13 protein-coding genes and 1 pseudogene are annotated in these 24,716 nt (G+C 64.5%); 6 read left to right on the forward strand and 8 right to left on the reverse strand.

Annotation, left to right across the window (positions count from 1 at the left end; all coding sequences use genetic code 11):
- Together MSIMFI_RS08870 and MSIMFI_RS08875 are read right to left on the reverse strand one after the other, a co-directional pair.
- Entirely contained in the window at positions 1–5,475 is a 5,475-nt protein-coding gene (locus tag MSIMFI_RS08870; RefSeq protein WP_191496934.1) for a non-ribosomal peptide synthetase, read from the reverse strand.
- Positions 5,472–14,651: a non-ribosomal peptide synthetase gene (locus MSIMFI_RS08875; RefSeq protein ID WP_191496935.1), complete on the reverse strand. Its 9,180-nt coding sequence runs from the start codon at positions 14,649–14,651 to the stop codon at positions 5,472–5,474. The genes MSIMFI_RS08870 and MSIMFI_RS08875 overlap by 4 nt, the downstream gene beginning before the upstream one ends.
- A gap of 318 nt (positions 14,652–14,969) precedes the next feature.
- On the opposite strand from MSIMFI_RS08875, the gene gjpA reads away from it, so the two are divergent.
- From gjpA to MSIMFI_RS08895, 4 genes are all read left to right on the forward strand, one after another.
- Positions 14,970–16,211 carry an outer membrane porin GjpA gene (gjpA, locus tag MSIMFI_RS08880; protein WP_191496936.1) on the forward strand — a complete coding sequence of 414 codons (1,242 nt, stop codon included), beginning with the start codon at positions 14,970–14,972 and terminating at the stop codon, positions 16,209–16,211.
- An 88-nt stretch (positions 16,212–16,299) separates the two neighbouring features.
- Positions 16,300–17,124, forward strand: coding sequence for a class I SAM-dependent methyltransferase (locus MSIMFI_RS08885; protein ID WP_186244941.1), 825 nt, complete (start codon positions 16,300–16,302; stop codon positions 17,122–17,124).
- A gap of 109 nt (positions 17,125–17,233) precedes the next feature.
- Entirely contained in the window at positions 17,234–17,929 is a 696-nt protein-coding gene (locus tag MSIMFI_RS08890; RefSeq protein WP_191498093.1) for a GAP family protein, read from the forward strand.
- A gap of 176 nt (positions 17,930–18,105) precedes the next feature.
- Positions 18,106–19,578 (forward strand): PPE family protein, encoded by a 1,473-nt coding sequence (locus MSIMFI_RS08895; RefSeq protein WP_191496937.1) that lies wholly within the window; start codon positions 18,106–18,108, stop codon positions 19,576–19,578.
- Between the two features lie 19 nt (positions 19,579–19,597).
- Here MSIMFI_RS08895 and MSIMFI_RS08900 read toward each other — a convergent pair whose 3' ends face one another.
- Complete coding sequence (locus tag MSIMFI_RS08900) at positions 19,598–20,116, reverse strand: Fur family transcriptional regulator (protein ID WP_191496938.1); 519 nt, start codon at positions 20,114–20,116, stop codon at positions 19,598–19,600.
- Between the two features lie 191 nt (positions 20,117–20,307).
- On the opposite strand from MSIMFI_RS08900, the gene MSIMFI_RS08905 reads away from it, so the two are divergent.
- The gene (locus tag MSIMFI_RS08905; protein WP_186244939.1) at positions 20,308–21,042 is read left to right on the forward strand and encodes a class I SAM-dependent methyltransferase; all 735 of its coding nucleotides are present in this window, start codon (positions 20,308–20,310) and stop codon (positions 21,040–21,042) included.
- A gap of 427 nt (positions 21,043–21,469) precedes the next feature.
- Here MSIMFI_RS08905 and rpsR read toward each other — a convergent pair whose 3' ends face one another.
- Genes rpsR through rpmB form a run of 4 tightly spaced genes read right to left on the reverse strand, consistent with a single transcriptional unit; the run spans position 21,470 to position 22,475 of the window.
- Positions 21,470–21,769 (reverse strand): 30S ribosomal protein S18, encoded by a 300-nt coding sequence (rpsR, locus tag MSIMFI_RS08910; protein WP_191496939.1) that lies wholly within the window; start codon positions 21,767–21,769, stop codon positions 21,470–21,472.
- Entirely contained in the window at positions 21,766–22,071 is a 306-nt protein-coding gene (gene rpsN / locus MSIMFI_RS08915) for a 30S ribosomal protein S14 (RefSeq protein ID WP_186244937.1), read from the reverse strand. The genes rpsR and rpsN overlap by 4 nt, the downstream gene beginning before the upstream one ends.
- A 3-nt stretch (positions 22,072–22,074) precedes the next feature.
- Positions 22,075–22,239: a 50S ribosomal protein L33 gene (gene rpmG / locus MSIMFI_RS08920; RefSeq protein ID WP_068275540.1), complete on the reverse strand. Its 165-nt coding sequence runs from the start codon at positions 22,237–22,239 to the stop codon at positions 22,075–22,077.
- On the reverse strand, positions 22,239–22,475 hold the full coding sequence (rpmB, locus tag MSIMFI_RS08925) for a 50S ribosomal protein L28 (protein WP_191496940.1): 237 nt from the start codon (positions 22,473–22,475) through the stop codon (positions 22,239–22,241). Before rpmB ends, rpmG begins: the two co-directional genes overlap by 1 nt.
- 121 nt (positions 22,476–22,596) lie before the next feature.
- Here rpmB and MSIMFI_RS08930 point away from each other — a divergent pair.
- Positions 22,597–23,534 (forward strand): annotated as a pseudogene (locus MSIMFI_RS08930) (GTP-binding protein).
- 41 nt (positions 23,535–23,575) lie between these two features.
- Here MSIMFI_RS08930 and MSIMFI_RS08935 read toward each other — a convergent pair.
- Positions 23,576–24,715: a GTP-binding protein gene (locus tag MSIMFI_RS08935; RefSeq protein ID WP_224770124.1), complete on the reverse strand. Its 1,140-nt coding sequence runs from the start codon at positions 24,713–24,715 to the stop codon at positions 23,576–23,578.
- Position 24,716: the final 1 nt, after the last annotated feature.

Raw genomic sequence — 24,716 nt, forward strand, 5'->3', positions numbered from 1 at the left:
TCACGCCTTTTGGGTCCAGGAGTCCACCAGCAGCTTGGCGACGGATTGCGCGTTTTCCCCTGTCAGGCAGTCGAAATGGGTACCTGCGATGTCGCTGATGGTCAACGTGCCCAGGCAATAGTCCGCCCAGAACGCGGTCATGTCCTCTTGGAGTGTCGGCAGGAAGTGGATGTCGCCGCGTTGCCGCAGAAAGTGAATGTCGCCCAGGAAAGGCTCGGCGGCGCCGTGCACCACGGCGCGCAGGCTGTGCACGAAGATCGACCGTAGTTCGCGCAGCGACTCGACATCCCACGACTGGCCGAGGGCGCCTGATTCGGCCAGCAGCTTCAGCCGCGGGTCGCCGGCTTCCGCGCTGCGCTCGAGGCAAGCTGCGAGCACGGGTTCGGCCATGCTGCGTAGGGCACCGGCCGGTATCACGTCGGCATAACGCTCCCTGGCGCGGGTGAACGCGCCACGAACCGCATCGTCGTCGACCTGCATGCCGAGCACTTCCGGTTGCACACCCAGGATTTGGGCAAAGCAGTAGTCGAGAACGTCGTCGTCTTCGACGTCCATGGGGACCCGGTAGGAGCTGACCACGGTCACCGTGCCGACCTCGATGCCGGCCTCTTCCAGGCATTTCGCGATCTCGGCGGAGAGCAGACCGCCCATGCAGTAACCGAGCAGATGAACCTTGCTGGGCGACAAGGCGACGATGCGGGCGCTGTAGCGTGCCGCCAAGGTGGTGAACAGCTCTGCTGGTTCGATGCCGGAGTAGCCGTCGCCCGGAATCCGTTGCAGTCCATACAACTCGGGCAGTCCGGTACCCGAGTCACGCAGGCGTGGGACCAACTGCTCATAGGGAGCCAGCCCCCCGCTGCCGTCGTGCACACATATCGCGATCTCGGTAGCCGGGGTAAAGCCCTGGCCGGTACCGAGATACACCAGCGGCGAGCCGATCCCGGCACCGATCCCGGCACCGTCGGACAGGTTCGGCCGAGACTCTGTCGGGCCGCCGCGCACCGCATCAGCGGCGGCCAACAGGGTGGGATTGGAGACCATCGCGCGAAGCAGATCGTCCCAGGCCAGCCCGGCGGCTTCGGGGATTTCGCGGCGGATCCGGCCGATCGCCTGCGCCATCAACAGGGAATCGCCGCCGATGGCGAAGAAATCTGAGCCAGGCGACAGCGAGTGGCCAGACTCCAGTCCGAGCACGGCAGCCCAAATCTCTCCGATGCGGGTTTGCAAGTCGTCCAGGTTGCCTGACTGCCCATCGAGATGACTGCTACCGGCACGGGCCGCGGAGCGCAGTGACTCGAGTTCGGCTGTCACCGACGCGCGGTCGATTTTGCCGTTAGTCGTCAGCGGCAGAGTTGGAATGCAGATGAGCTGTTGTGGGACCATGTAACTCGGCAATACCTGGCGGGCGCGTTCGGTCAACTCCGCGGGCAACAGCGACTGCGCGGTAGCTGCGGACTCGCAGCAGAAGACGTGCTGACCGAGCCGTCCCAACGGATAGTCCGGCGGCGGGAAACTTTGCACCTCGCCGAACGGTGACCGTTCCAGCGCGGCATTCCATTGCGCATAGGTAAGGAATGCCGAGTTGGTTCCCGCACGGGCGTCGGTGAACCCGTGCAGGCCCTCCTTGAATTCCATAGAGATCATCAACGGGTGGTTGATAGCGGTGGCGTCTATGAAGACCAGCGATCCGCCGGGTGCCAGGAGACGGTTCAGCATGACGAGCGTGTCGTCGATGTTCACCGCGTTGTGCAGCACGTTCGCGCAGACGACGACATCGAACGAGCATGGCGAGAAGCCCTGTGCTGCGGGCGGCCGGTTGATGTCGAACAGCCGGTAGTCGACGAAATCGTAGTCGGAAAACGTCTGGCGGGCTTGGACGAGAAAGAAATTCGACACATCGGTGAACACGTAGCGCACGTGGCTCGTGGCCAGAGCGGCGAGCAGATCCGCGGTGGTGCCGCCGACGCCTGCCCCGACCTCTAAGACCCTTAGCGGTCGCTGCGGTGTTGCCCGGGCCGCGCGTGCGGCGACGGCGGACACCACCAACTGGTTGACGTACCTGCTGAGCAGGTTTTCCCGGTAGGCGGCCGTCGCGATGTCAACGGTTGCCTCCGGGAACAGCAGCATGAGCGGATCGACGGTGCCGGCCAGGAGGCCGGGGAGGTTCTGGATGCATTCACCCACGTAGGCCAGCAAGTCGTCGCCATAGCCAACGGCCGCGCCCAACTGACGCACCTGCTGCCACGCAACGTTGCAGTCCGAAAGTTCTTGGTGTGCCAGCAGTTCCAGGCTCGATCCTGGGTGCGTACTCACCCGACCCTCGTCGGCGAGAACCTCGATCCAGCGGCGCAACAGGCGGTGCAGCCGATCTGGCAGCGCCAGTCGCCGAGCGAGTTCGTCGACGGTGAGTCGCTCGCCTGGGTGCGCCGCGGTGCCCAGGGCCGCGCACATGCTGTCGAGCGCGGTAGCCCGCGCGGCGGAAGCGAACCGGAGCAAACTCTCGACGTCAAGATCGGCGGTACAGCGGCGATGCGCTCGGTCGATGGACTCGCCGACAGCCGCAGTGCTACGGCGACGGTCGGACATCTCTTCATCGCTCGCGGCGTCGGGGACCACCGCGGCCGCGATGGCCCGATCGTGCGGTACCTGGCCGAGCACGGTGCTCATGGCGGTCTGCACGCCGGGTATACCGCACAGGGCGGCATCAATCTCCGCCAATTCGATTCGGTGACCGCGAATCTTGACCTGGTTGTCGCGGCGGCCCAGCATTTCGATCACGCCGTCATCGGTAACCCGACCGTAATCCCCAGTGCGATAGAGTCGTTCGCCGCTCACCGGATGGGTGATGAACGCCGAAGCGGTGCGCGCCGGATCGCCGAGATATCCGTGCGCGAGACCCACCCCGCCGATGTGTATCTCCCCGACCTGCCACGGCGCCGCGGGCTCACCACGGTGGGTCAGGACATGGACGCTCTGGTTGCGCATCGCTGTGCCGTAGGGGACGCTGCGCACATAAAGTCGTGCGTCCATGGGATGGCAGATGGACCAGATCGCGGCCTCGGTGGCACCGCCGAGACTGAGCATCGAGGCCCCAGGTGCCATCGACGCGATCTGCTTGGGCTGCGACACCGGAATCCAGTCGCCCGACAACATGATCTGCCTTAGCGTCGGCAGCGGTTCGGTGTCGGCGTACTCCAGCAGCAATTGCATCTGCGCGGGAACCGAATTCCACACGGTGACATGGTGCTTCGAGATGGCCTGGAACCACGACTGCGGATCGTTGCGTGCCGTGCCTTCGGAGAATACGATGGCGCCGCCGGCGGCGAGCATCCCGAAGATGTTGTACACCGACAGATCGAAGGTGTGCTGCGATACGGCCAGCACCGAGTCGGCCGCGCCGATGTTCAGCCGGTCGTTGATGTCGTCCACGGTGTTCATCGCGGCACGGTGACTTACCATGACTCCCTTGGGAGTTCCGGTGGATCCCGAAGTGAAGATCACGTAGGCCGTGTCGTCGGGGCTTGCCGGCGCGCCGCACGTGGCGGCGGCGGTGTTTGGCGTCCAGGTTGCCGGATCGGCAAGCAGCTCGTCGACCCGCCCGGCCGGTTCACACAAGACCGCCAGCGAACACTGCTGGGTGATCTGCGCGATCCGGTGGTCCGGCCACTCCACGTCAAGCGGCACGTAGGCGGCGCCGACCAGCACGGTGCCCAGGATCGCCGCAACCTGACTTGGGCCTTCTGGCAGGCGAATTCCGACATAGTCGCCGAGGCCGACGCCGGCCCGCGACAGCTCGATGGCGACCGCGTTTGCAGCGGCGAGCAACTCCCCATAGCTGATGGACCGGTCACCATGCCGGATCGCCGCCGCCCGCGGAATCTGTGTCGCATGATGCAGGAACCCGGACTGCAGCAGGGCGTTCGGCTCTTCCAGCGTTGGGGTAGGGTCGGGCGCCAGCGTCGGCAGCAGCGGCCTGTCCCAGGCCAGCGGGTCGGTGCTTAACGTCTCGAGCGCACAACGGAAGTCGGCGAACGCACGATCGAGTACGGCATCGCTGATTACCCCATCGCGGGTGTCCCAGTTGATCTCACACGCACCATCGATTTCGAATACCTGGCAATCCAGCAGCACCTGCGGGGTCTGGCTTAGTCCACGGCCCGGGATGGGACGCAGGAAAGACGCTTCGGCGCCTTTCACCTGTGTGCCAAAGCCCAACGTCGAGGTGAGCACCACGGGCGAGTGCTCGCCGCGGTGTTCGTCATGGCGCGCCAGCATGCGCGCCACATCCACGCCGCTGACGGACGCATGGTCCATGTCGTCGAAGAGGCGGGTGCCGATCACTCGCAGGAGTTCGGCGAAGGTGCGCTGCCCACGGACGTCGACTTCCAACAGGCTGGTACCGGTGAAGTCCCCGACGAGCCGTCCGACTTCTGGGGTGAAGGGATGACGCGCCATCGTCGTGAGGGTCAGCAGAAAGTGGTCGCGGTCACCGTAGCGGCCCAGGACGGTGCTGAACGCCGCCGTGATCGCCACGCTGGCCGTGGCACCTCGCTCGGTCGCACCTGCGCTGAAGGCGGTGAACTGGTGGGCCGGCAGGCGCATTGACCGCCGCGAGAAGGTGGGTGAGCCGCTCAGCTCGATCGGCAGCAGCGGCAACGCGATCGGCGGCGGTAGCTGGTCCAGGCGAGCCTGCCAGTAGTCCAGGTCTCGTTGCCGACGACGGGCCCCGGCGCTCGAGGAGCGGTAGCGGGTGAGGTTCAACAGGTAGTCACGGAAGCTGAAATCTACTGCGGGAGGACAATATTCCGGATCGAGCAGACACTGCCCATAGTCGGTCATCAGGATGGAAATGCTGACGAAGTCGGCGATCAGCAGATCGACCGACACGTGCACCACGGTGTCATCCGGGCCGATCGTGACCACGATGTCATACATCGGCCCTTCGCCCAGCGGGTAGGTGCGGTTGGCCAGCTCGCCCGCTACGCGCGCGCGCTCGCGAGCGATGTGCCGACGATCGGAGCTCTCGTGGAGCTGCAGTCCGTCATCGAGGTCGGGGCAGATAATTTGGTAGCCGTCGGGATGGACGACACAGCGCAACATGTCATGGGCGTCAACGACTTTGCGCCACGCCGACCGATACGCGTCGGCGCTCGGTCTGGTCACTGCGTGGTCGACGGCGAACTCCGCATAGCCGTGACAGCCGACCCCGCCCCAGCGGAACGCCGACGTACGCCCCACCGAATACGAGGCTTGAACGTCGGTGAGCGGAAACGGCTCGAACCTGTCCTGCGGTGCCCGCAGCACCTCCGTCTCACGGGTCAGCTCCGCAATGATGTCTGGCTTGGCCGCGACCAGTTGCGCTTTCAGATCCGCACTCAAGATGCCTTGCGGTGCCCGAAAACGCAGGTTCTCACCGTCGACCCAGAGCTGCACGCCGATGCGGCGCACTTGGTCGATCAGCGCGGCGGCGTTCACAACACGCCCTCTTCGATCTCGGCATCCTCGGCTGGGACGGCCGTTCGAAGCTCTCCTAGCTTTCCTAGCTGTCCCAGCTTTCCTAGCTTTCCCAGCTTTTCAGCGAAGTCGCCGATCACCGGATTTTCGAACAGCAGCCGCATCGTCGCTGTGGGTGTCACCTCGCGATTGATCTGCTCCACCACCTTGGTGGCGGCGACCGAGTCCCCGCCGAGTTGGAAGAAATTCTGGCCGGGCTCGACCCGTGGTAGGCCGAGTGCTGCTGCGCAGATCATCGAGACGCGTTGGACGAGTTCATCGGTGGCCGGGGCATCGTGCTGCGCGGAATGCGCGGGTGATCCGACCGTGGAGACCATCGCGTGCAGCATCGCGTCGAGGTGGCGCCGTGCGACCTCGGGGGTAATCGCCTGCGTGACAAAGTCCCATGACAACGACAACGACCCGGCGTTTTCCCACATCTGGAAGTCCAGCACCGTCTGGGGGGTCTGCGAGAGACCGAACACCAACGAGCCCAGCTCGGCCGAGGATCCGCGCGACGCATCGGCGAGTCCGAGCCCGCTGGTGAAGACCACCGGGAAGAAGGCGTTTGCCGGCTGGCCGTGGTGACGCAGTAGTTCGCGCTGCAGCCATACCGCATCGGCGGTGCGGTGGGGCAGGTCGGGGATCAGCTGCCGCTGCAGTCGACGTGCCTGTTCCCAGATCGACACGGTCGTATCGACGCGACATTCCAACAGCAGCAACGACGTGAAATCACCAATGACGTCCTCGATCCCGGGGACGTCGGGATCCCGGTCGAAGAGAGTGACATTGACGCAGAAGTCCGCTGTGCCAGCCCAACTAGCCAGCACTCGTGCGTAGTGAGCCAGCAGAAACGAGGCCGCGGTGACCCTCTCGGCTCGACACGACTGCAGGATCCTTGTCCAGTCGTCTTGTGCAATAACGGCTTCTGCTCGATCGAACACCGGTTTGTCGATATCCAGTAGCACCTGCGTCGGGGCCAGCTGTGGTGTCGGCGGCAGCGAGGGCAGGCGTGCGCGCCAGTAGTCGCGGCTCGCGGCAAGCTGCGGCAGCGCAGACTCGTCCGTACCCGGCCACAATTCCGGGTGGTTACGCACGTAGTTCCCGAAAGTCGTTCGCAAAGGTGGCAATTCGTCCAGACTGCCGCCCCGGTAGAGATGGTCCAGCTGCGCAAGGGCGATCATCATGCTGGTGCCGTCGAGCATGACGTTGTCCATGCTGATCCCGATGACGGCGCGACCCGCAGCACAGAGCTGCACCCCGAAGTCGATTCCGGGCCGCGTCGTCAGGTCGATAACCTGATCGCGCATCCGCGCTCGCACGTCGGGGTAGTCGGAGACTATGGGTTCGATCGGCGCCGGGTGTACGAGGGCGCAAAGCCGCGGAGGTTCGTCACCGTCGACCTTGGTTGTCACGGTGCTGCGCAGTCCTGGATGGTGCTGGATGAGTTGCCGCGCGGCCGCATCGAACCTGTCGTGGTCGAAATCGCTCAACTCGAACTCGAAATAGCAATGTGCGGCAACGCCGCCCAGCATGAACCCGCCTTCGCGACCCGCAAGATACGCGTGCTGGACGACGGTGAGTGGGAACTCGGCTTCGTCATGTGGGTGGGGTTGGGTCACCGTCCGATGCGCAGCTGGCGTGGGCTGCGGCGCGGTGGGCACGCCGGCATGCGCCGCGAGCTCGCCCAGCAATGGGTAGTTGAACAGGTCGACCAGGGCCAGTCGACCGAAGCCGGCGGCCCGCAGATCGGCGTAGACCCGGGTCGCCACCAGACTGTCACCGCCGAGCTGGAAAAAATCGTCGGACGCGGTGGGTACGGTGTGCCCCGCAATGTTCAGGTGTCGTTGCCATATTTCGGCAATCGTGGCCAGCACCGATGCGTCGGCGCTGGAGGTTCGCTCGGGGGCCGCCGAAGGCGGTGGGGTGTGAGTGCCGGGCGCGGCTGGCGGTGGGGTGGCCCGGTGCTGTCGATGGGCAATGATCGCCAGGCCCGGACCGTCCTGCGTCATCTGCATGGGCTGCCAGCCGTGTTGTGCGATGAACCGCCACCACTGGTCGGCCGCCGGCAACGACCCGGGTGAAAGTAGACCGGGGTTCAGAACGGCGGCGCTGGCCAGCGTGGCCGAGGTGAGCTCGCAGATCTCGGCCACCCACAGCCAGCCGCGATCGGCCACTGTGAGTGCCTCGAGCGCCGCTCCCGCCTCGGCCAGCTGGTGCAGTGACCCGCAACAGACCACGACATCGGCCACTGTGTCCAGCTGCTCGGCTGAATTGACCTGACGGATAACCGTTTTAGCGGGCCGTCCAGCGGCAATTTCGGCCAAGACAGGGTTTGGCTCGAAGCACAGGTATTCATCGACGACCGCGCCAACCAGGCCGCTGAGCCGCTGGGTGATGAGTCCGGTCCGGGAGCCGACCTCGATGATCCGCAACCGCCTGCCGATCGCTCGTGAATGCTCGAAGATGCGTTCGCTGAGATCGTCGAGCGCCCACTGCAGCCGCCCTTCGGCGAGCAACAGCGCCTCGGGGGCAAGCTGTGGGTCGCCGATCAGCGTCCGCGGCGACGCCGTTCCGGCGACGATATCGGCCAACCTGTGAGCCGCGCGGGCGGTGTCATGACCGGTCACCAAAGGCTGTTGCTGCCAGCGCCGCACCAGTTCTGCGTACTCGGGGCGGATCCGCACGGTTTCGCAGAGACGGGCGGCGTCGGCGAGTACCGCACTAGCCCAGTCGGATTCGCCGATTCGCGGCAACTCTTCGATCTGTCCGGCATGACGGCGCACCGCGCGCTCAAAGTGCGAAAACGCCACCGCCAGTGGTTCGTCGGCGATAACGCCGCCAGCCACGTCCCAGCTGATCCGTGCGCCGCCCGCGTCATCCTCGACTTGGCAGTCCAACCACACACCGGGGGTTTGGGTCAGTGTGCGGACACTCGACAACTCCGCTTGTCCCTGTGGGGCCAGGCCGAGCGTGCTGGTGAATACGACCGGGTAGCCAGCGTTGCCGGCCGAACGCATCGCGGCGAGCTGTCCGGTGGCATCGCCGTCAGTTCCGATCGCACCCCATAGCTGCTCCTGCGCAGCGGTGACCGCCTCCGGCGAGCCGGGTCGCACGAGGCCGTAGTCGGTGTTACACAGCGCCAGTCGGGTGAAGTTACCGAGCACCTCGCGGTCGGCGGGCGCGTAACTTGGCCGGTGGGATGCGGGAACCACGACCGCGAAGCGGTCACCGGCGCCGATCGAATGCAGGGCATCGGCGAATGCTTCGAAGATCAGCGCGGTAGGAGTGACGTGCAACCGCGATGCCCGATCGCGCAGGCCGCGGAATGCGTCGTCGGGCAGCGTGAAGCTCGACCGTGCGAAGCCGACCCGGGCAGTCGGGTCGACGCGTTGGCCGCTGAGCGGCAATGCCGGCGGTGGGCTGACCGCACTGAAACCCTGCTCGTTGCAACGGCTTTCGATGACAAAGCGGGCAAAGACATCGGCGCTGGGATCAACCGGTCGCAGCCGGGGGGTCTGCTGGTAGTCGGCGATGATCGTCGCGATGACGGTGGCCAGGCTGCGGGCGTCCAGGCTCAAGTAGTTGAGCAGCAGACCGACATACCGTGATGAGTCGGCTGGGGCAAAACACTGGATGACCGGAACCGCCCGCGGATCGAACGGTGCGTCTGCCATGTGTCGCATCAACGCGTCCGGAGCGGCGGCGTCGACAACGTGGACGGGCACCTCGGCGGCGATGTCGTGTACGCGCTGGCCGGTGTCGGAATCCAGTACACAACGTAGGGCGGCGAATTCGTCGACACATCGCCTGACGACAGCTAAGAAGCGGTTCAGGTCGATGCTGCCCGGTGGGGCGATCGCGGCCAGGACAATAGCGAAATACGTTGGAGCCCGCGTGCTTCCGTGTAGCCCTGAACTGCCGAGCACGTACGCCTGCTGCAGACGGCTCAGCGGAAACTCCGTGTCGTACTGCATCGGTTCGACGGTCGGAACAAGCGGGTCGTCTGCAAGCTCACCCAGAATGCAGACCGAGCTGAATTCGCCGAGGGTCTGGCGGCCGAGCAGTTGGCTGACCTCCGCGCCAAAGACGCCGCTGCGTTTCAGCTGCGCGGTCACCTGTGTTGCGCGCAGACTGTCACCACCGTGCGCGAAGAAGTTGTCGTCTCGGCTGGTGATCGGCACACCGAGTACGGCGGACCAGACATCGGCGACTAGCTGCTCGACCGGGCTCAGCTCGGTGCCCGATTGCCGGGTTGCCGCGGCTCGCGCGAACGTCTCCACGTCGTTGGCGGCCTGACTGCGGTCGACCTTGCCGTTTCCGGTGAGCGGCAGCTCGGCTCGACAGCTAAACCATTTCGGAATCATGTACTGCGGCAAGCGAGTTGCCAGGTACTTGCGTAGCTGCGCCGCTTCGGAGTCGGTGAGTTCGCCGGCGCCGCGATGCCGGACAATCACGGCTCCCAGCGCTGTGCTGTCATAGACCGGCACCACCGCTGCGCTGTCGACTAGGGCATGCCCGCGCAAAACGTGTTCGATCTCACCGCACTCGACTCGGTGGCCACCGATTTTGACTTGCGAGTCGAGGCGACCCAGGAACTGCAACGTGCCGTCGTGCCAGTAGCACCCGAGATCGCCGGTTCGGTACCAGCGACAGCCCGCCTCGTCCTCGAGAAACCGCTCGGCGGTCAGCTCGGGTGCGTTGTGATAGCCCTGCGCCACACCCGCGCCACCGATCCACAGCTCGCCCGCCACGTAGTCAGGGCAGTCCTGGCCAAGGTTGTCGACAACCCGAAACATTTGGTTGGACAGCGGGTATCCGTATGGTACCGACACCCATTCGGGGTCGACGTCGACATTTGCTGCCAGGACGAACTCGTTGGACCAGATCGCGGCTTCCGTCGCCCCACCCATCGCAACCAGACGTGCCTGCGGTGCGGCGCGGTGTAGTCGCCGCGGCATATCCAGCGGAATCCAGTCGCCGGAGAGAAACACCGACCGCAAGCTCGGCAGTGCGCCGTCGTTCTCTCCGGCCGCGATCAGCAACATGTCCAGCAACGCCGGAACGGAATCCCAGATCGTCACGCCAAATTCGGTGATCAAGGCGTTCCAGCGAAATGCGTCGCGGCGCGACTGCTCCGAGAGCGTTACCACGCTAGCGCCAGTGCCGAGTGGGCCAAAAATATCGTAGACGCTGAGGTCGAAGTCAAGTGCCGACACTGCCAGCAGCGAGTCGGCGGGGCCAACCTCGTTGCGGCGGTTCACGTCGACGATCGTGTTCAGGGCTGTGGCATGGGAAACCAGCACACCCTTGGGCTCTCCGGTAGAGCCGGAAGTGTAGATCACGTACGCGGTGTTGTCGGGGTCTACCCGAATCGGCTCCGCCGGAGCACACTGGATCATCGAATCGATGTCGTGCACGATAGGGTCTGCAATCGCGTTGTGCTCCAAGTGCTTCGACCGAATCAACCCCGACATCCCGGATAGGGCGCAGATGCGAGCAAATCGGTCGTCCGGCTGATCCACCCCAACTGGGAGGTAGCTGCACCCCGCCATCAAGACGCCGAAAGCGGCGACGACTTGAGCGGGTCCTTTGGGCAGCTGTATCCCGATGATCGAGCCCGCAGCGTGCCGCTCAGCCAGCGCGCCGGCGACGCGGCGCGCGTATGTGTCGAGAGCGCCGTAGGACAGCGCGGAATTCGCGGCCGCGATTGGGTCACCGTGGGGTTGGTCGACGTACTCGTCGGCCGCCCAGCGCAGCGCGATTCGGGAGGGATCGCGCTGCACCTGCTTCTGGAACGCGTCGTAAAGGAGGCCTTCCGGCCGCGGCGCTGTGGTGGCGTTGCGTTGCTGGCGAATCAGTTCTGAATGCTGCGGCAGATCGATCGTTGCGGGAGTGGACCAATCGTGGGCGCCCAGACTCTCCAGCAGACCGACGTAGGCGCCAAACATGTCTGCGACGACACCGGGCGGAAAGCAGCTTGCCCGATAATCCCACGACACGATCAGGTTGTCGCCGAGGGCGCCCATCTGGTTGTCGATGATCACCTGAGGAGTCATCGAGGCCACCACGCCGACGGTGCCGAGCGTTTCGGCATCCCGTTGCTGCAGCACAGGCGTGTCCGCCGCGTACGTGAACACGACCGGTGCGATTCCACTATGCCCGGTGCCGTTATACAGCTGGGCTGCAAGCAGATCGGTGGATTCGGGTCCGCGGAGCGTGGCACGCAGGCCGCGCTGCGCGCCCCGCGCCTGGTCGGCAAACCCGATCGCGGCGTCGAAAACGGCCCGGTAGAGGTGTGTCTTGGTGAAATCGCCGATCACGTCCGAGGCGCCCGGTGGCCGGCCGAATGTCGTCACATTGATCAGAAAGTCGTCGGTGCTGCTCCAGCGTTGCAGCACAAGGGCATAGGCGGCCAGGAAGACCGCGGCCCGAGTGACGCCGTGGGTGCGGCAGGAATCGTCGAGGGCTGCCAGCGCGGTGGCGCCCAAGGTGTGCTGCTGACGGCGGAACTCGATAACGCGTTCGTCGGCCATAGGCAACTGCGGGCCTTCGGGGAGCCGTTCGACGGCATCCATTGACGCCGTGGGGGCCGTGCGGGCAGCATCGCTGAACCTCGTTGTCACGGAGGGAAGTTCGTCACCGCGGTACAGTGCGGCCAGATCATGCAGCAATATGCCGATGCTGGTCAGGTCGGCGATCATCAGATCAACTGCGAAATGCAGGATGCACCCCTCGGGCAGGCGGGTGAGTTCGACCCGCCAGGTGTCTCCGGTTTCGACATCGAATCGATGGGTGCGCAGCCTGGCGCGAACCTCGTCGAGATGCGGGGCGTGCGCGGCGGCGCCAGCAGCGGACAGATCGTGGACCCGCACCCGCGGGTGGATGTTCTCGGGTGCGATGCGACATCGGCCAGCGTCGGGAAACACGCTGCGGAGCATCGGGTGTCGACGCGCCAGCGCGTCGAGGGCGGCATCAAGCCGATCCGGGTCGATGGTGGCGCCGCAGAGTTCAAAGTACGTTTGGCAACCCACCCCGCCGAGCGGTTGTTCTGGATCACGGCCGACCCAGTACGCACGTTGCAGTGCTGTCGTTGGTATGTCGGATTCGGTCGTTCCAGGGTCGCGGGTCCGGGTCGGTGGGGCACAGTCGTAGCGCCGCTGCCAATTAGCCAGCGTCGGCTCGGCGTACAGTTCGGCGAAGTCCAGTTGCCGACCCCGCGCCGCGGACCATTCGACAACCTGTGCGGACATCATCGAGGTTAAGCCCAGCGCGGTTAGATCGGCGTCCGTTGCGAGGCTGTCGACCCCAACTCCGAGGAGCCCCGCGACGAATTCAGCTAGATCGGTCGCCGGAGATTCGGCTCTTGAGGGTTCATGCCAAGTCGAAACCTCGTGGACCACATCGAATTTCGCGGCATTGAGCATTTCAAGCGCCTTGCGACGCCGGATTTTCCCGGACGTCGTTCGGGGTAGTACGCGGGGACGCACCCAAATGATGCGCTCCGGTGCGGTCTGGTGTACCGCCAGGATCCGGCGGCGCAACACCCGACTTAAGTCGCCGAGGTCTTCGGCCGCGGTCACGGAAGTTTCTAGGACCAGCCACCATGTGTGGGATGCCTCAGGCTGGACGGCGCACGCGCCGCCGCTGTCGACTCCGCACGGTGTCTCTTCGACGGTCAATTCGATGTCGTTAGGGAAGTAGTTGCCGCCGCCAACGATGATCAGGTCTCGGTAACGTCCGCAGATGTACAGTTCGCCGTCGCTGCGGAACCCCGCGTCACCGGTACGCAGGTAGGGCCCCATGCCGTCCGCGGTCGTGGCGCCGAATATTTCGGCAGTGAGCTCCGGCCGACCCCAATATCCTTGCGGCAGTCCCGTTCCGCCGACCCAGATCTCGCCGACCTCGCCGTCGGGCAAGACGAGTTGCCGTTGCGGATCCACGATGCGCACGTCCCATTGGAATGTGGTGTCGCCGCAACTAACTAGCGTCCGCGTGCGTCGCCCTGCCACGGGAACGCTGACTTCGACCGCCCGGCCGTGGTTGAGTTGCTCGGCATCGAAGTCTCTCTGCACCCAGGGCCGCGGGTTGACGGTCCCAGTAACTCCCAGGCCCGCCTCGGCCAGTCCGTACTGCGGTGCCATGACTTCGGCTCGCAAGCGGGCTGCGCCAAACTTTTCCGTGAAGTCGCGCAGGGTGGAGGCCCGTACGGGCTCTGCGCCATTCGTGGCCAAGTGCAGACAGGACAGGTCGAGAGATTGGAGCGTCGCGTCGTCGAACGCGTCGACGCAGAGCCGATAGCCGAAATCTGGCCCGGCAATCCAGTTTCCACGTGCTTCGTGGACGGACTCGAGCCAAATGCGCGGGTTGCGCACAAAATCGAAGGGCGGGATGAGGGTGGCAATCCCGCCGGTGACCAGGGCCAACATGGCCCCCCAGAAGATGCCCATGTCGTGGTACAGGGGAAGCCAGCTGACCGTATGTATCTTCTCGGGCTGGTTCCACATCGCCCTGGCGATGGTGAGCTGGCTCAAGATTGTCTGATGGGTATTGATGATCCCCTTCGGCTCCCCGGTGGAGCCCGAGGAGTACTGCAAAAACGCGACTCGTTCCACGTTGGGTGCCACGTCGGTGGGCGGTCGCGGCGAGCCATCGGCAGCGGAGTCCGGCGTCCTGAGGATAAGTCCGCCTAGCGCCGAATCGTGTGCCAGCACATCGACAAGGTCGGCGCTGGTATAGACGGCCGACGGTGCACAATCGCGCAGTATGTGTTCGGCCCGTCGGAGAAACCGTTGCGGGGCATCGGCGGAGGGCAGAAACAGCGGAACCGGGATGATTCCGGCTTCCAGCGCGGCGAGGAACCCAGCCACGTAGTCCGCGTCGCCGGTCTTGGCCATCACCACACGCGAGCCCAACGGCAGATCGGAAAAGGCACCGTCTCGGATCTGGCACACCCGGTCCCACAGCCGCCGATACGTCCAGACATCCGTTTCGGCCATATCGACCATGCGAAGCGCAACCGCATCGGGGCGTCGCTCGGCCCACTCGGCGACCAAGTCGGTAATGCGTCGATCCGCCGCCGGCGCCCCGAGCGGATTATTGCGAAACTCTTCGCTGTGGCCCCAGGAGTTCGGTGCCCCCGTCGCCGTAAGCACCATGCATCTGCTCCTCTGATCCTGGTCGGCGCAGGCGAATTGATCGGCGTTGGTCCGTTCGATCTCCACCGCAGTCAAGTCCGTGACGCTTCTCCGCCTGGGGGGTTGACAAGCGGTAGCTCCGGATGCAATTTATAACATGAAAATCGTTTTCAACAAGAAGTGTCTTCGAACGAGTGCACCGCGGGTTCCGCTCGAGTCTCGCTAGCAGCGAGCTCGCCGGGAAGCTTCGGATGCAGCAGGTGGTTCGCCGCTCACCGGCGAGCCGAAATGCTTGTTTGTCGGTCGTCATCGTCCTAGGGGAGTCGAGGAGAGTCGGATATGCCGTTTGTGATCGCAACACCGGAGCTGATGCACGGTGCGGCCGAGCGTTTAGCCGGTATTGGCTCGTCGCTGGCCGAGGCCACCGCGACCGTTTCGGGTCCCACCACCGGGATTGCGGCTGCGGCTGCCGACGAGGTGTCGATCGCGATTGCGTCGATGTTCGGTGAATTCGGCGAGGAATTTCAGGCGCTCAGCTCTGCGGCGCAGACGTTTCATACGCAGTTCGTCGACGTTATGAACTCGAGCGTGGGTGCCTACGCGAGTGCCGAGGTCGCCAACGCTCAGCAGACGCTGCTGGGCGGAAAGGCTACGTCCGGTGCACCCGCTGCCGCGGCCGCCAGTGTCGACCCGATAACCCGGTGGCAGCAGGTCTTCACCACCACCTCACAGAATGCCCAGAAGGTGTTCGGCGCCTCCCAGCAGGCCCTGAACACTGTGTCCGGCGGCGTCTCGGCTGCAATCGCCAATCCCACAACGCTTCTCGGCAATCTGCAGAATGCGGCGCAGTCCGTAGCACTGATCGGCGCGCCCAACGACCTCACGTCGGCCGTGACGCAACACACCCTCGGTGGTATCACCGAGTTCATCCAGGCGGATGGCAGCGATCCGATTCCCATCAATGACGCACACGTCCAGTTGTACGAGGCTCTGCTTGGCAACACCGAGGAGTTCAGTCCCACGGGAGGCCTGGAGGGTCTGCTGCTAACGGGTGTCGTCAATCTCGCCGCGTCACCGATGAGTGGTGTGCTGATGGGCGCGGTAGGTCCGTTCGTCAGTCCCGGCGTAGCGCTACTCAACAGCATGGGGAATGTATTCGCCGACCTCACCGGTGGAAATCCAACGGCGGCGCTTTATGGCCTGATCAACACGCCCGCCGACGTCGTCGACGCTTTCTTCAACGGTGCAACCTTGAACCTCGACGCGCTGGCACCAGTGATCAACCCGTTCGTCTCTTCGGGCACGGGGGGCGCCGAGACGCTCACCGGCCTCAGCCTCGGCTTCGGCGGGCTGTTCAGCCCGGGTCAGGTGGTAACAGGAGCCAGCGGCCCGATGTACGACGGCGTCGGCGGCTCCCTCTTCAACTCCTTGGGTGTGCATCTCGCCTACGCGAGTGACGAATTCAACGGCAGCCTGACGATCGCCCCGGCCCCGGTGGGCCCGATCGGTGCAACAGCGGGACTGATCAGCATCATCGGGCATGCACTGGGCGGCAACCTGCAGCCGCCGCCGGCAGCCTAGCGCGACACAAGTCGGGTAGGGCCGACCATCGCGGGTAGTCGCGGATGGTTGACTACTGGTGCGAACTGGGTTCATGGAAGGTGGCTTGATGAGCGGGACCGTGCCGGACCTGGGCGAAATCCAGGAAACGTTGCTGATCCCGCTCTACGCCCGAGCCTGTGACGCCGTCGCACGTCGTCCGGTGCTGGATGACCGGCGGGCACGCGAACTCGTCGACGCGATCGACTACGAGTTCACCCGATTCGGCGGTTCTTCCCTGTCGGGCTCGGTGTATCGATCATCGATCTTTGACGGCTGGGCCGCGCAATTCCTACGCAACTATCCCGCTGGAACCGTCGTCGAACTTGGCACCGGGCTGAACACCAGGTTCGACCGCCTCGACAACGGCCAAGTCCACTGGTTTGACCTCGACCTTCCCGACGTTATTGCGTTGCGCCGCCGGTTTTTTCGCGACAGCGAGCGGTGCAAAATGCTCGGCTGCTCGGTGCTCGACACCGAGTGGTTCGACGTGGTGGCCGGCTCCCCAGGACCCTATTTGTTCCTTAGCGAAGCCGTCCTGCTCTATTTCAGCGGCGATGACGCGCGTCGTGTTCTCGCCCAGCTCTCGCAACGATTCCCGGGTGCATTGATCGCCTTCGACACCGCGGGCGAGCGGATGGTCGCTAACCAGGACCGCAACCGATCGCTGGCGCAGGTGAAGGCTCGGCTGCGATGGATCTGCGAGGATCCGCGCGACCTTGAGTCCTGCGGGCTGGAGCTGCTCGACACCAGAACGCTGGCTACTCCGCAATCCGAGATCGCCAAAAGCTGGCCACCGCAACGCCGTTACGGCATGCGGCTGCTGGCACGCCTGGTGCCGTCGATGGTCAACACCTATAAGTTCAACTTGTTCAAACTCGGGGAGCCGCACTGAAACGCGCAGCCTGCGCGCCGCCCTTTTGTACACCGGGCGATTCGCGCTCGTTACGGACGTGCTCAAAGCGCTTCTGGCCGAGGAGGTTTCCGGATCTCGCTGTGGCCGGATGCTAGCGCTACTAATGACGTTGTCGGGGCTGGCGTTCGTCGAATCTTTCAACGTCCTCAACCTCGGCGCCCCCTCGGCGATCGTCTATGACAGTCGCCTGCACCGCCGTTCTCCGCTGCCTGGCGGGCTGAGTTTCGTTGCGGGCCTGTTCGCGGCGACGGCGGCTGTTGGCATCACCGTAGCAATGGGTGTGACCTTCGTTACCGAGCTCACCGCCTTCAAACTGACCCCCGCGACCCGCTATCGCGGCGAGCTGATAGTTGGTGCGATTCTCGCCTGCATCGCGTGTTATCCGTCGGCTACGCAGAAAGCGTCGCCGCGATGGGCGTTCACGGTTATGCGGCGGCGTCCGTGGCTGTTTGCCGGTGCCGGGGCAACCCTCGGTTTCGGCCAGGCGGCAACCGACGTGGTGTATTTGGCCGCCCTCGCCATGCTCAGCACGCATCATCCCCAGCCTTCGGTCTGGCCGGCGGTGTGGCCCCTGATGGTGGTTGCGTATTGCGTCATCGAGCTGTGGCCACCTCTGCTTGTGCTCTTCCTGGCAACTAGGCGAACAGCACGCGCACAGCGTCTCCAACGTGGTCTCGTGCGCGTGATTACCCGGTATGGCCCCAGATGGGTGCGCGCATTGTGTCTGGTGACCGGAGCCGCGCTGGTGATCGATGCGTTTCTGCACAGTCATAGCCTCTGGTAAACCCACAGGTACCTCTACTGAAAATGACTTTCATTTGCTGTATCCAGCGACTATTTTGTCGTACAAATGAACATCATTTTCATTAACGCTGGATCGCAGGTGCCGATCGCTCGCCGAATCATGACACTGGCCGATCCCCGTCGAGTGTTGTCGTCGGAGTCGATGGGCGGTGCGCGGTGACGGCGCCGGTCTGGATGGGGTCGCCGCCCGAGGTTCACTCGGCGTTGCTGAGTAGTGGCCCCGGGCCCGGCCCGTTGCTGGCGGCCGCGGGGGCGTGGAATTCGTTGAGCGTGCAGTACGCCGAGGTGGCCGACGAATTGTCGGCGCTGGTGGCCGCTGTGCGGGCCGGCGCGTGGCAGGGCCCGAGCTCGGAGTCGTATGCGGCCGCCCATGCGCCGTATGTGGTTTGGTTAGTCCAGGCGGCCGCAAACGCGGCGGCTGCGGCTATACAGCACGAGATCCAGGCCGGTGCCTACATCGCCGCGCTGGCGGCGATGCCCACCCTGGGTGAGCTGGCCGCCAACCACGCCACCCATGCGGTGTTGGTGGTGACGAATTTCTTTGGGATCAACACCATTCCGATCGCGCTCAACGAGGCCGACTACCTGCGGATGTGGATTCAGGCCGCCACGATCATGAGCATCTATGAGGCGGTTTCCGCGGCGGCCGTGGCGGCGGTGCCGGCAACCGGTGCGGCCCCGCCGGTGCTGAAATCCGAAGGCCCGTTGGCCGCATCCGACTTTTCCCTGGGGGGCATCATCGCCGACTGGGAGAAGTTCGTCGAGGCGCTGATCGATTGGTTGTTCGGCGTGCAGAGCCCGCTCCGCATCTTCGAGGCGCTGATCGCCTTCTTGGAGAGTCCGTCGCTGGCGAGCCTTTGGGCGGTGGTGTTGGCGTTGGCTTTCGAGGTCGTCTTCGACGCAGTGTTCTTTTCGCCCGTGGCGCTGTTGATTACTCCGTTTCTGCCATTGGCGGGCCTGGGCGGTCTTGGGGGATTGGCCGGACTCGCGGGCTTATCTCGGCTGGGGCAGGTACCGGTCGGCGGGGAGCTTCCGGAATCTGTTGTGTCGCATCCTGGGCAAGTTCTGGGCATCGCATCGTCGGTCGCGGCGCCTGGGCCTGGCGCGCCCGCCGCCTCGGGCGCGTCGACTCCCGGATCGTCGCCCGCGTCCACGCCGGCTTCGTCGGCGCAGACGGGAGGTATCGGCGGGTTCGACTATGTGGTATTCGGGGGGCCGGATGGGGGCGGAGGTCCGACGCTGATCGATCGTGGTACGGGGATGGCGGTGCCGGCCGATGTCGCCGCGGCCGCCGCGGCTCCGGCCCAGGCCTCAACGCAGCAGCGATCGCGGCGACGGCGACGGACGGTGGCCAGAGACTACGCCGACGAGTGGATAGACATGGATACCAGCGTTGCTGCTCCGCCGGACAGCGCCGCTACCGCGACCGTTGCCTCGAACCGTGGTGCGGAGTCGTTAGGTTTCAGCGGGACGCTGTCGAGGGCCGACGCGATCCGCCCGGAAGGGTTGGTCACTATCGCTGATGATTACGGTGCTGGACCGAGGGCGCCGATGTTGCCGCATACCTGGGAGAGCTACCATGGCGAAGAATCGGCGGATTCTGTTGGGCCCGAGGATTCTTGGCGGTGATGATCGGGTCGTGCAAGCCTCAGTCGCTCAGACATCGGGGGCAGGTCCCGTAGATATCGATGTGATGCGCGACGTCGGTGTAGTGGTATCGAGCGGTGAGTTCGCTGGTGCGTTCTTCGAGTTCGGTCGGGGTGAACGCAACTGCCCGGCCGCAACGTCGGCACAGTAGATAGTGCTGATGTTCGGTTCCAACGCGTAAGCGGTAGAGAATCTCGCCATCTTCGGCGCGCTGAGCTTCGGCAATACGCTCGTCGGCTAATGCATGAAGAATCCGGTAAATGGTGGTCAATGCGACGCGAATCGCATCCTGCTGCTGGCACATTTCGACGTAGAGCTGGCGAGCGCTGCGAAAGTTATCGCTGGTTCTCAGGGCGTCGAGAACGGCTTGGCGCCGGACAGTGCTGCGACGTCGTTGTCCTACCGCTGGCGCGGGCACCGAAGGTAGCTCCTTAACGGACGGTTCGGATCTGTCTGGCGGACTGATCTTGGGGACGGCTCGTGTCGGGGAAGTGAGGACTTGAGCATGGGGCTCGACCATGTGAAAATGATAACCGTTGTCAGCAGGAGTCGGGTCGAACCTGAAACATGTTGTTGTATCCCGCGCTATCCCCCGCGGCGGCTTACGCGAATCATGGCCCCACTCTGGCTAACGACAGCGATTTCGGAGGCCCTCACCACCACGGCTCGAGACATTGCGCGACAACGGCAAAGATTGGAGACTTTGCAACAATGACCACCACCACCGAAGTCGACCCTTACGCTCGATCGGCGGAATTCTACGAAGTAATGGCCCTGCCGCACTGGGAGATGAAGCGCGGCGTGTTGATATCGGCACTGGCCGCAGGCGGCGAAATCACCGAGCCCGTGCTCGATATTGGGGCAGGCACCGGACTGTCGACGATCACCATCGCAGATACCGTCCCCGACGTTGCGATCCACGCGGTCGAGCCTTCGGCCGCGATGCGGGCCGCGCTGGTTTCACGCCTTCTTGGCCGCGGCGACCTCATTGATCGGGTGACCGTACACCCCGATCACGTCGAGAATATCGATCTTCCCGAACGGATCGGCGCCGCAGTGCTTTTCGGCGTCATCGGGTATCTCGACAAGCCATCACGGCGCCGATTCTGGGAGATGCTGCGGCCACGGCTCACGCCGCGGGCACCGGTTGTCGTCGAGGTGATGGCCATCGACCAACCGATAGCACTACCTGAGATGACAATCGCCCAGCAGCGTATCGGCAACCGCCACAACGAGGTACGGATATCCGGCCAACCCGCCGGTCCCGACGCCGAACTTTGGACGATGCGCTACGTCGTCAGCGAAGAAGACAAGGTCATCACGGACTTCACCACCGATCACACGTGGCACACCGTCGGACTCGCGGAGCTCGCACAAGAAGCCGAAGCGCACGATATGGAATTCCAGCAACTGCACCCGATTATCGGTCTGCTACAGCCGCGGTAACCGCAGGGCGAGAGCGCCGGTACTGTCAGCGCTGCGGTCGTTGCTCAATTGGTTCGGCGGACGCGGTGGGCCCAGCGCTGATGCCCGTCGAGTTGCCTTGGTAGCGGCGTACTTTCCCATTGGCCGAGTTCGAGCCAATCCCGCAGGGCAGCCGTGTCACCATCGCCGATGATGGGGCCGATCCACCGGGGCGGTCCGCACGCCAGCCGGTCCCGGGTGCACGGCTGCAGCACAGCCATGACGCCACAGCCCGACGGCCGGGATGCGCAGGTAAGTGGTCCGAGCATGCATGCAGCCGACACGAGCATGGCGTGTGGGCATCGTCGGATGGTCGGAAGTAATTCGTCGATCACCGACAACGCACTCGCAGTCGCACAGGCATTGCAGACGATGACGGTGAATGGACGGTCAGTGCAGCGCGGGGCAGTCAACGCGCAGGGCCTTGGTGGGTCTTGCCTCGGCCTCCGATGTCCTGTCCGGGGTAGGGCAGCAAAGCCATTTCGCGGGCGTTCTTGATCGCCGTCGAAACCCGCCGCTGTTGTTGGACAGTGAGGCCGGTTACGTGGCGGGAGCGGATCTTGCCGCGCTCGGAGATGAACACGCGCAGGGCGGCGGTGTCCTTGTAGTCGACCGCGGTGACCCCGAGGCTATCGAACAGGTTTTTCTTCGCCGGTCTGGCGCCGAGTTGGGCGCCGCGAGCGGGACGCCGCGATTTCCTGGGCTTCACCAGCTGGCCTTACGTAGGCCGGGCAGTTGCCCCGCGTGCGCCAGTTCGCGCACCCGCACCCTGGACAGTCCGAACTTGCGCAAATGCCCCCGCGGGCGCCCGTCGACCGCGTCGCGGTTGCGCACGCGCACCGCGCTGGCATCCCTGGGCTGGCGCATCAGCTCGCGCTGGGCGGCAATCCGCTGTGCGCTAGTGCTCGACTGCGAGCGAATGATCTGCTTGAGTTCGGCGCGGCGTTCAGCGTAACGAGCCACCACCGCGCGGCGACGCTCGTTCTTGACGACCTTGGATTTCTTGGCCACGCTTCAACGCTCCTCTCGAAAATCAACGTGGCGGCGGATCACCGGGTCGTACTTGCGCAGCACCAGCCGGTCAGGGTCGTTGCGACGGTTCTTGCGGGTGATGTACGTGTAACCGGTGCCGGCGGTGGAGCGCAGTTTGACGATGGGGCGAATCTCGTTGCGCGCCATCAGATGCGCTGCCCGTCGCGCCGCAATCGAGCAACGACTGCCTCGATACCATCACGGTCGATGACCTTGATGCCCTTGGCGCTGACCCGCAGCCGGATCCTGCGGCTTTCCGAAGGCAGGTAATACGTCTTGAGCTGGATATTGGGTGACCAACGCCGACGAGTCCTGCGGTACGAGTGCGACACCGCATTGCCAAACCCAGGTTCCCGACCGGTGACCTGACAACGAGCAGACACTGAGCAACCTCCTGGCGCAGGTAGTCCTTGATGCTTATTGAAAACCGTTTTCGACAAGTTCCTGTGCGAGACGGTACCGTAAGGACGCATTAAATGAAAATGATTGTCGATAAGGGGCGTGATGCGGACACCTGTGATCCTGGTTGCCGGTCAGAGGGACACCGATCCGGTCGTGGGAGCGTTGTTACGCACCCCGGGAACGCTGGTCGTCGAGCATCGTTTCGACGGTCACGTGGTACGCCGGACGACGGTGACTCTCCAGCACGGGGTGTTGACGACGGCGGAGACCGGCATCGAACTCGCACACGGATGCGTGTCCTGCACCATCCGCAACGACCTGCTCCTGCTGTTGCGTCAACTGAGCCGCCGCGATGACGTCGACCGCATCGTGGTGCACCTGGCGCCGTGGCTGGAACCCGAACCCATCTGCTTGCCCATCGATCAGGTCCGGCTACGCGTGGCGCCAGGTTACGTCGATGGACCTGCCGCCCTTGATGTTTCGATCGCCGCGGTGGTGACATGTGTCGATCCATCGCATTGGCTGCGCCAAGCGCTCGGTGATGCCCAGCTCGACGACGGACGCACCGAGGCGCAGGTAGTGGTCGGACAGGCAGAATTCGCCGACGTCGCCGCTCTCGCCGAAGCGGAGCCCGTCGTGGCCGCCGTGCTGCGGCGGTTGGCACCGCGGGCACGCATATGCGTGGGCGCCGACCGCATCGAGGTTGGCGGGCCAGTTCCGCGGGCAAATGGCTGGCCAGCATGACCGCCGCCGAGTTGGCCGGTGTCGACGACGAACGGCGCGCCCTGGCGCAGCTGAGGTGGGACCCGTTGCATGGCGATCGGCACACGGCGATGACCGTCCTGGTCTATAGCGCGCACGCCGACGAAATATTGGATGCGCTGGACGGCGCGCTGCTCACCGACGACGAGCTTGGCTGCCCCGAAGAATGGAGCCGGTATGCCAATCCGTTCGGCGACTGGCGCGACGATTTCGGCGAAGCCGGTGCCGATACCCGTGAGGACATACCTGCCCAGCACGCCCAAAACGGTGAGCGCTAGCAGTCGGCGCGATGTCGATGATCCGCGCCTGCCGTGCGCTGTCAGTGGCTGTGGGCAGTCTGCCACGCCGGTAACGGGTCTGGGTATCTCAGCCAATCACGTTGCCCTGACGAGAATTCGGCGTCGGTCAATAAGGCCGACGCGAGCAGCCGCTGCACCCGGGCGCGGTCGAGCCGAATGCCGATGAACACGATCTCCTGCCCGGGCGGCATATCCGTCGTCGACCAGTACTGGGCGGGCTCGATCACCAGGTTCGGCCCGGCTTGTGACCAGATCGCCACGATCCCAGGGCGGCTCGCGATCCAGCAGAAACCCTTGCTGCGCAGCAGTCCTCGCATCTGCTCGAGGACCGAGCCCAATCGTTGCGGATGAAACGGGCGATCGGCGCGAAAGGTGAAGCTGCTGATGCCGTACTCCTCGGTCTCCGGAGTGTGGCCCTCGGCGATCTCCTCGTCCCAGCCCGGGACCTGTTCTGCTGCCAATGGGTCGAATAGACCGGTATCGAGGACTTCGCTGAGATCGACCTTGCCATCGACGGTGCGCAAGAGCCTCGCCGTCGGGTTGAGCTTGCGAAGCATCGCCTCAGTGGTGTTCGCAGCGGTGTCACTGACCAGGTCAGTCTTATTGAGCAGCAAGACATCCGCGAATTCCACCTGGTCGACGAGCAAGTCGGCGATGCTGCGAGCGTCGCCCTCGGCGGCCGCCAATCGGCGGTCTGCCAGCGCGTCGCCCCGGACGAGTTCGGGCAGGAACGTCGAGGCGTCCACGACGGTAACCATGGTGTCCAGCGCGGCGACCTCGCCCAGGCTGGAACCGTCCTCGAATTCCCAGGAGAACGTCGCGGCAACCGGCATCGGCTCGGAGATCCCCGTCGATTCGATGACCAAGTTGTCGAATCGATTCCGGCTGGCCAGCCGTCCCACCGTCTCGAGGAGGTCCTGACGCAACGTGCAACAAATACAGCCGTTGGTTAGCTCGACGAGTGTCTCAGTGGTCCGATCGAGATGGCCCTGGCCGGCGATCAGAGCCGCATCGATGTTGACCTCGCTCATGTCGTTGACTATCACCGCCACGCGGCGTCCGTCCCGATTGGCCAGCATGTGATTGAGCAATGTTGTCTTGCCGGCGCCAAGGAAGCCGGATAGCACGGTGACGGGTAGTCGCGCGGGGACGGACGCCACC

The sequence above is a fragment of the Mycobacterium simulans genome, assembly GCF_900232995.1.
GTDB lineage: Bacteria > Actinomycetota > Actinomycetes > Mycobacteriales > Mycobacteriaceae > Mycobacterium > Mycobacterium simulans.

Bases quoted from the DNA above. Each gene is read 5' to 3' on its own strand.
- MSIMFI_RS08875 (WP_191496935.1), bottom strand. From the start codon at position 14,651: ATGGTGCTTACGGCGACGGGGGCACCGAACTCCTGGGGCCACAGCGAA.
- gjpA (WP_191496936.1), top strand. From the start codon at position 14,970: ATGCCGTTTGTGATCGCAACACCGGAGCTGATGCACGGTGCGGCCGAG.
- MSIMFI_RS08885 (WP_186244941.1), top strand. From the start codon at position 16,300: ATGAGCGGGACCGTGCCGGACCTGGGCGAAATCCAGGAAACGTTGCTG.
- MSIMFI_RS08890 (WP_191498093.1), top strand. From the start codon at position 17,234: ATGCTAGCGCTACTAATGACGTTGTCGGGGCTGGCGTTCGTCGAATCT.
- MSIMFI_RS08900 (WP_191496938.1), bottom strand. From the start codon at position 20,116: ATGGTCGAGCCCCATGCTCAAGTCCTCACTTCCCCGACACGAGCCGTC.
- MSIMFI_RS08905 (WP_186244939.1), top strand. From the start codon at position 20,308: ATGACCACCACCACCGAAGTCGACCCTTACGCTCGATCGGCGGAATTC.
- rpmG (WP_068275540.1), bottom strand. From the start codon at position 22,239: ATGGCGCGCAACGAGATTCGCCCCATCGTCAAACTGCGCTCCACCGCC.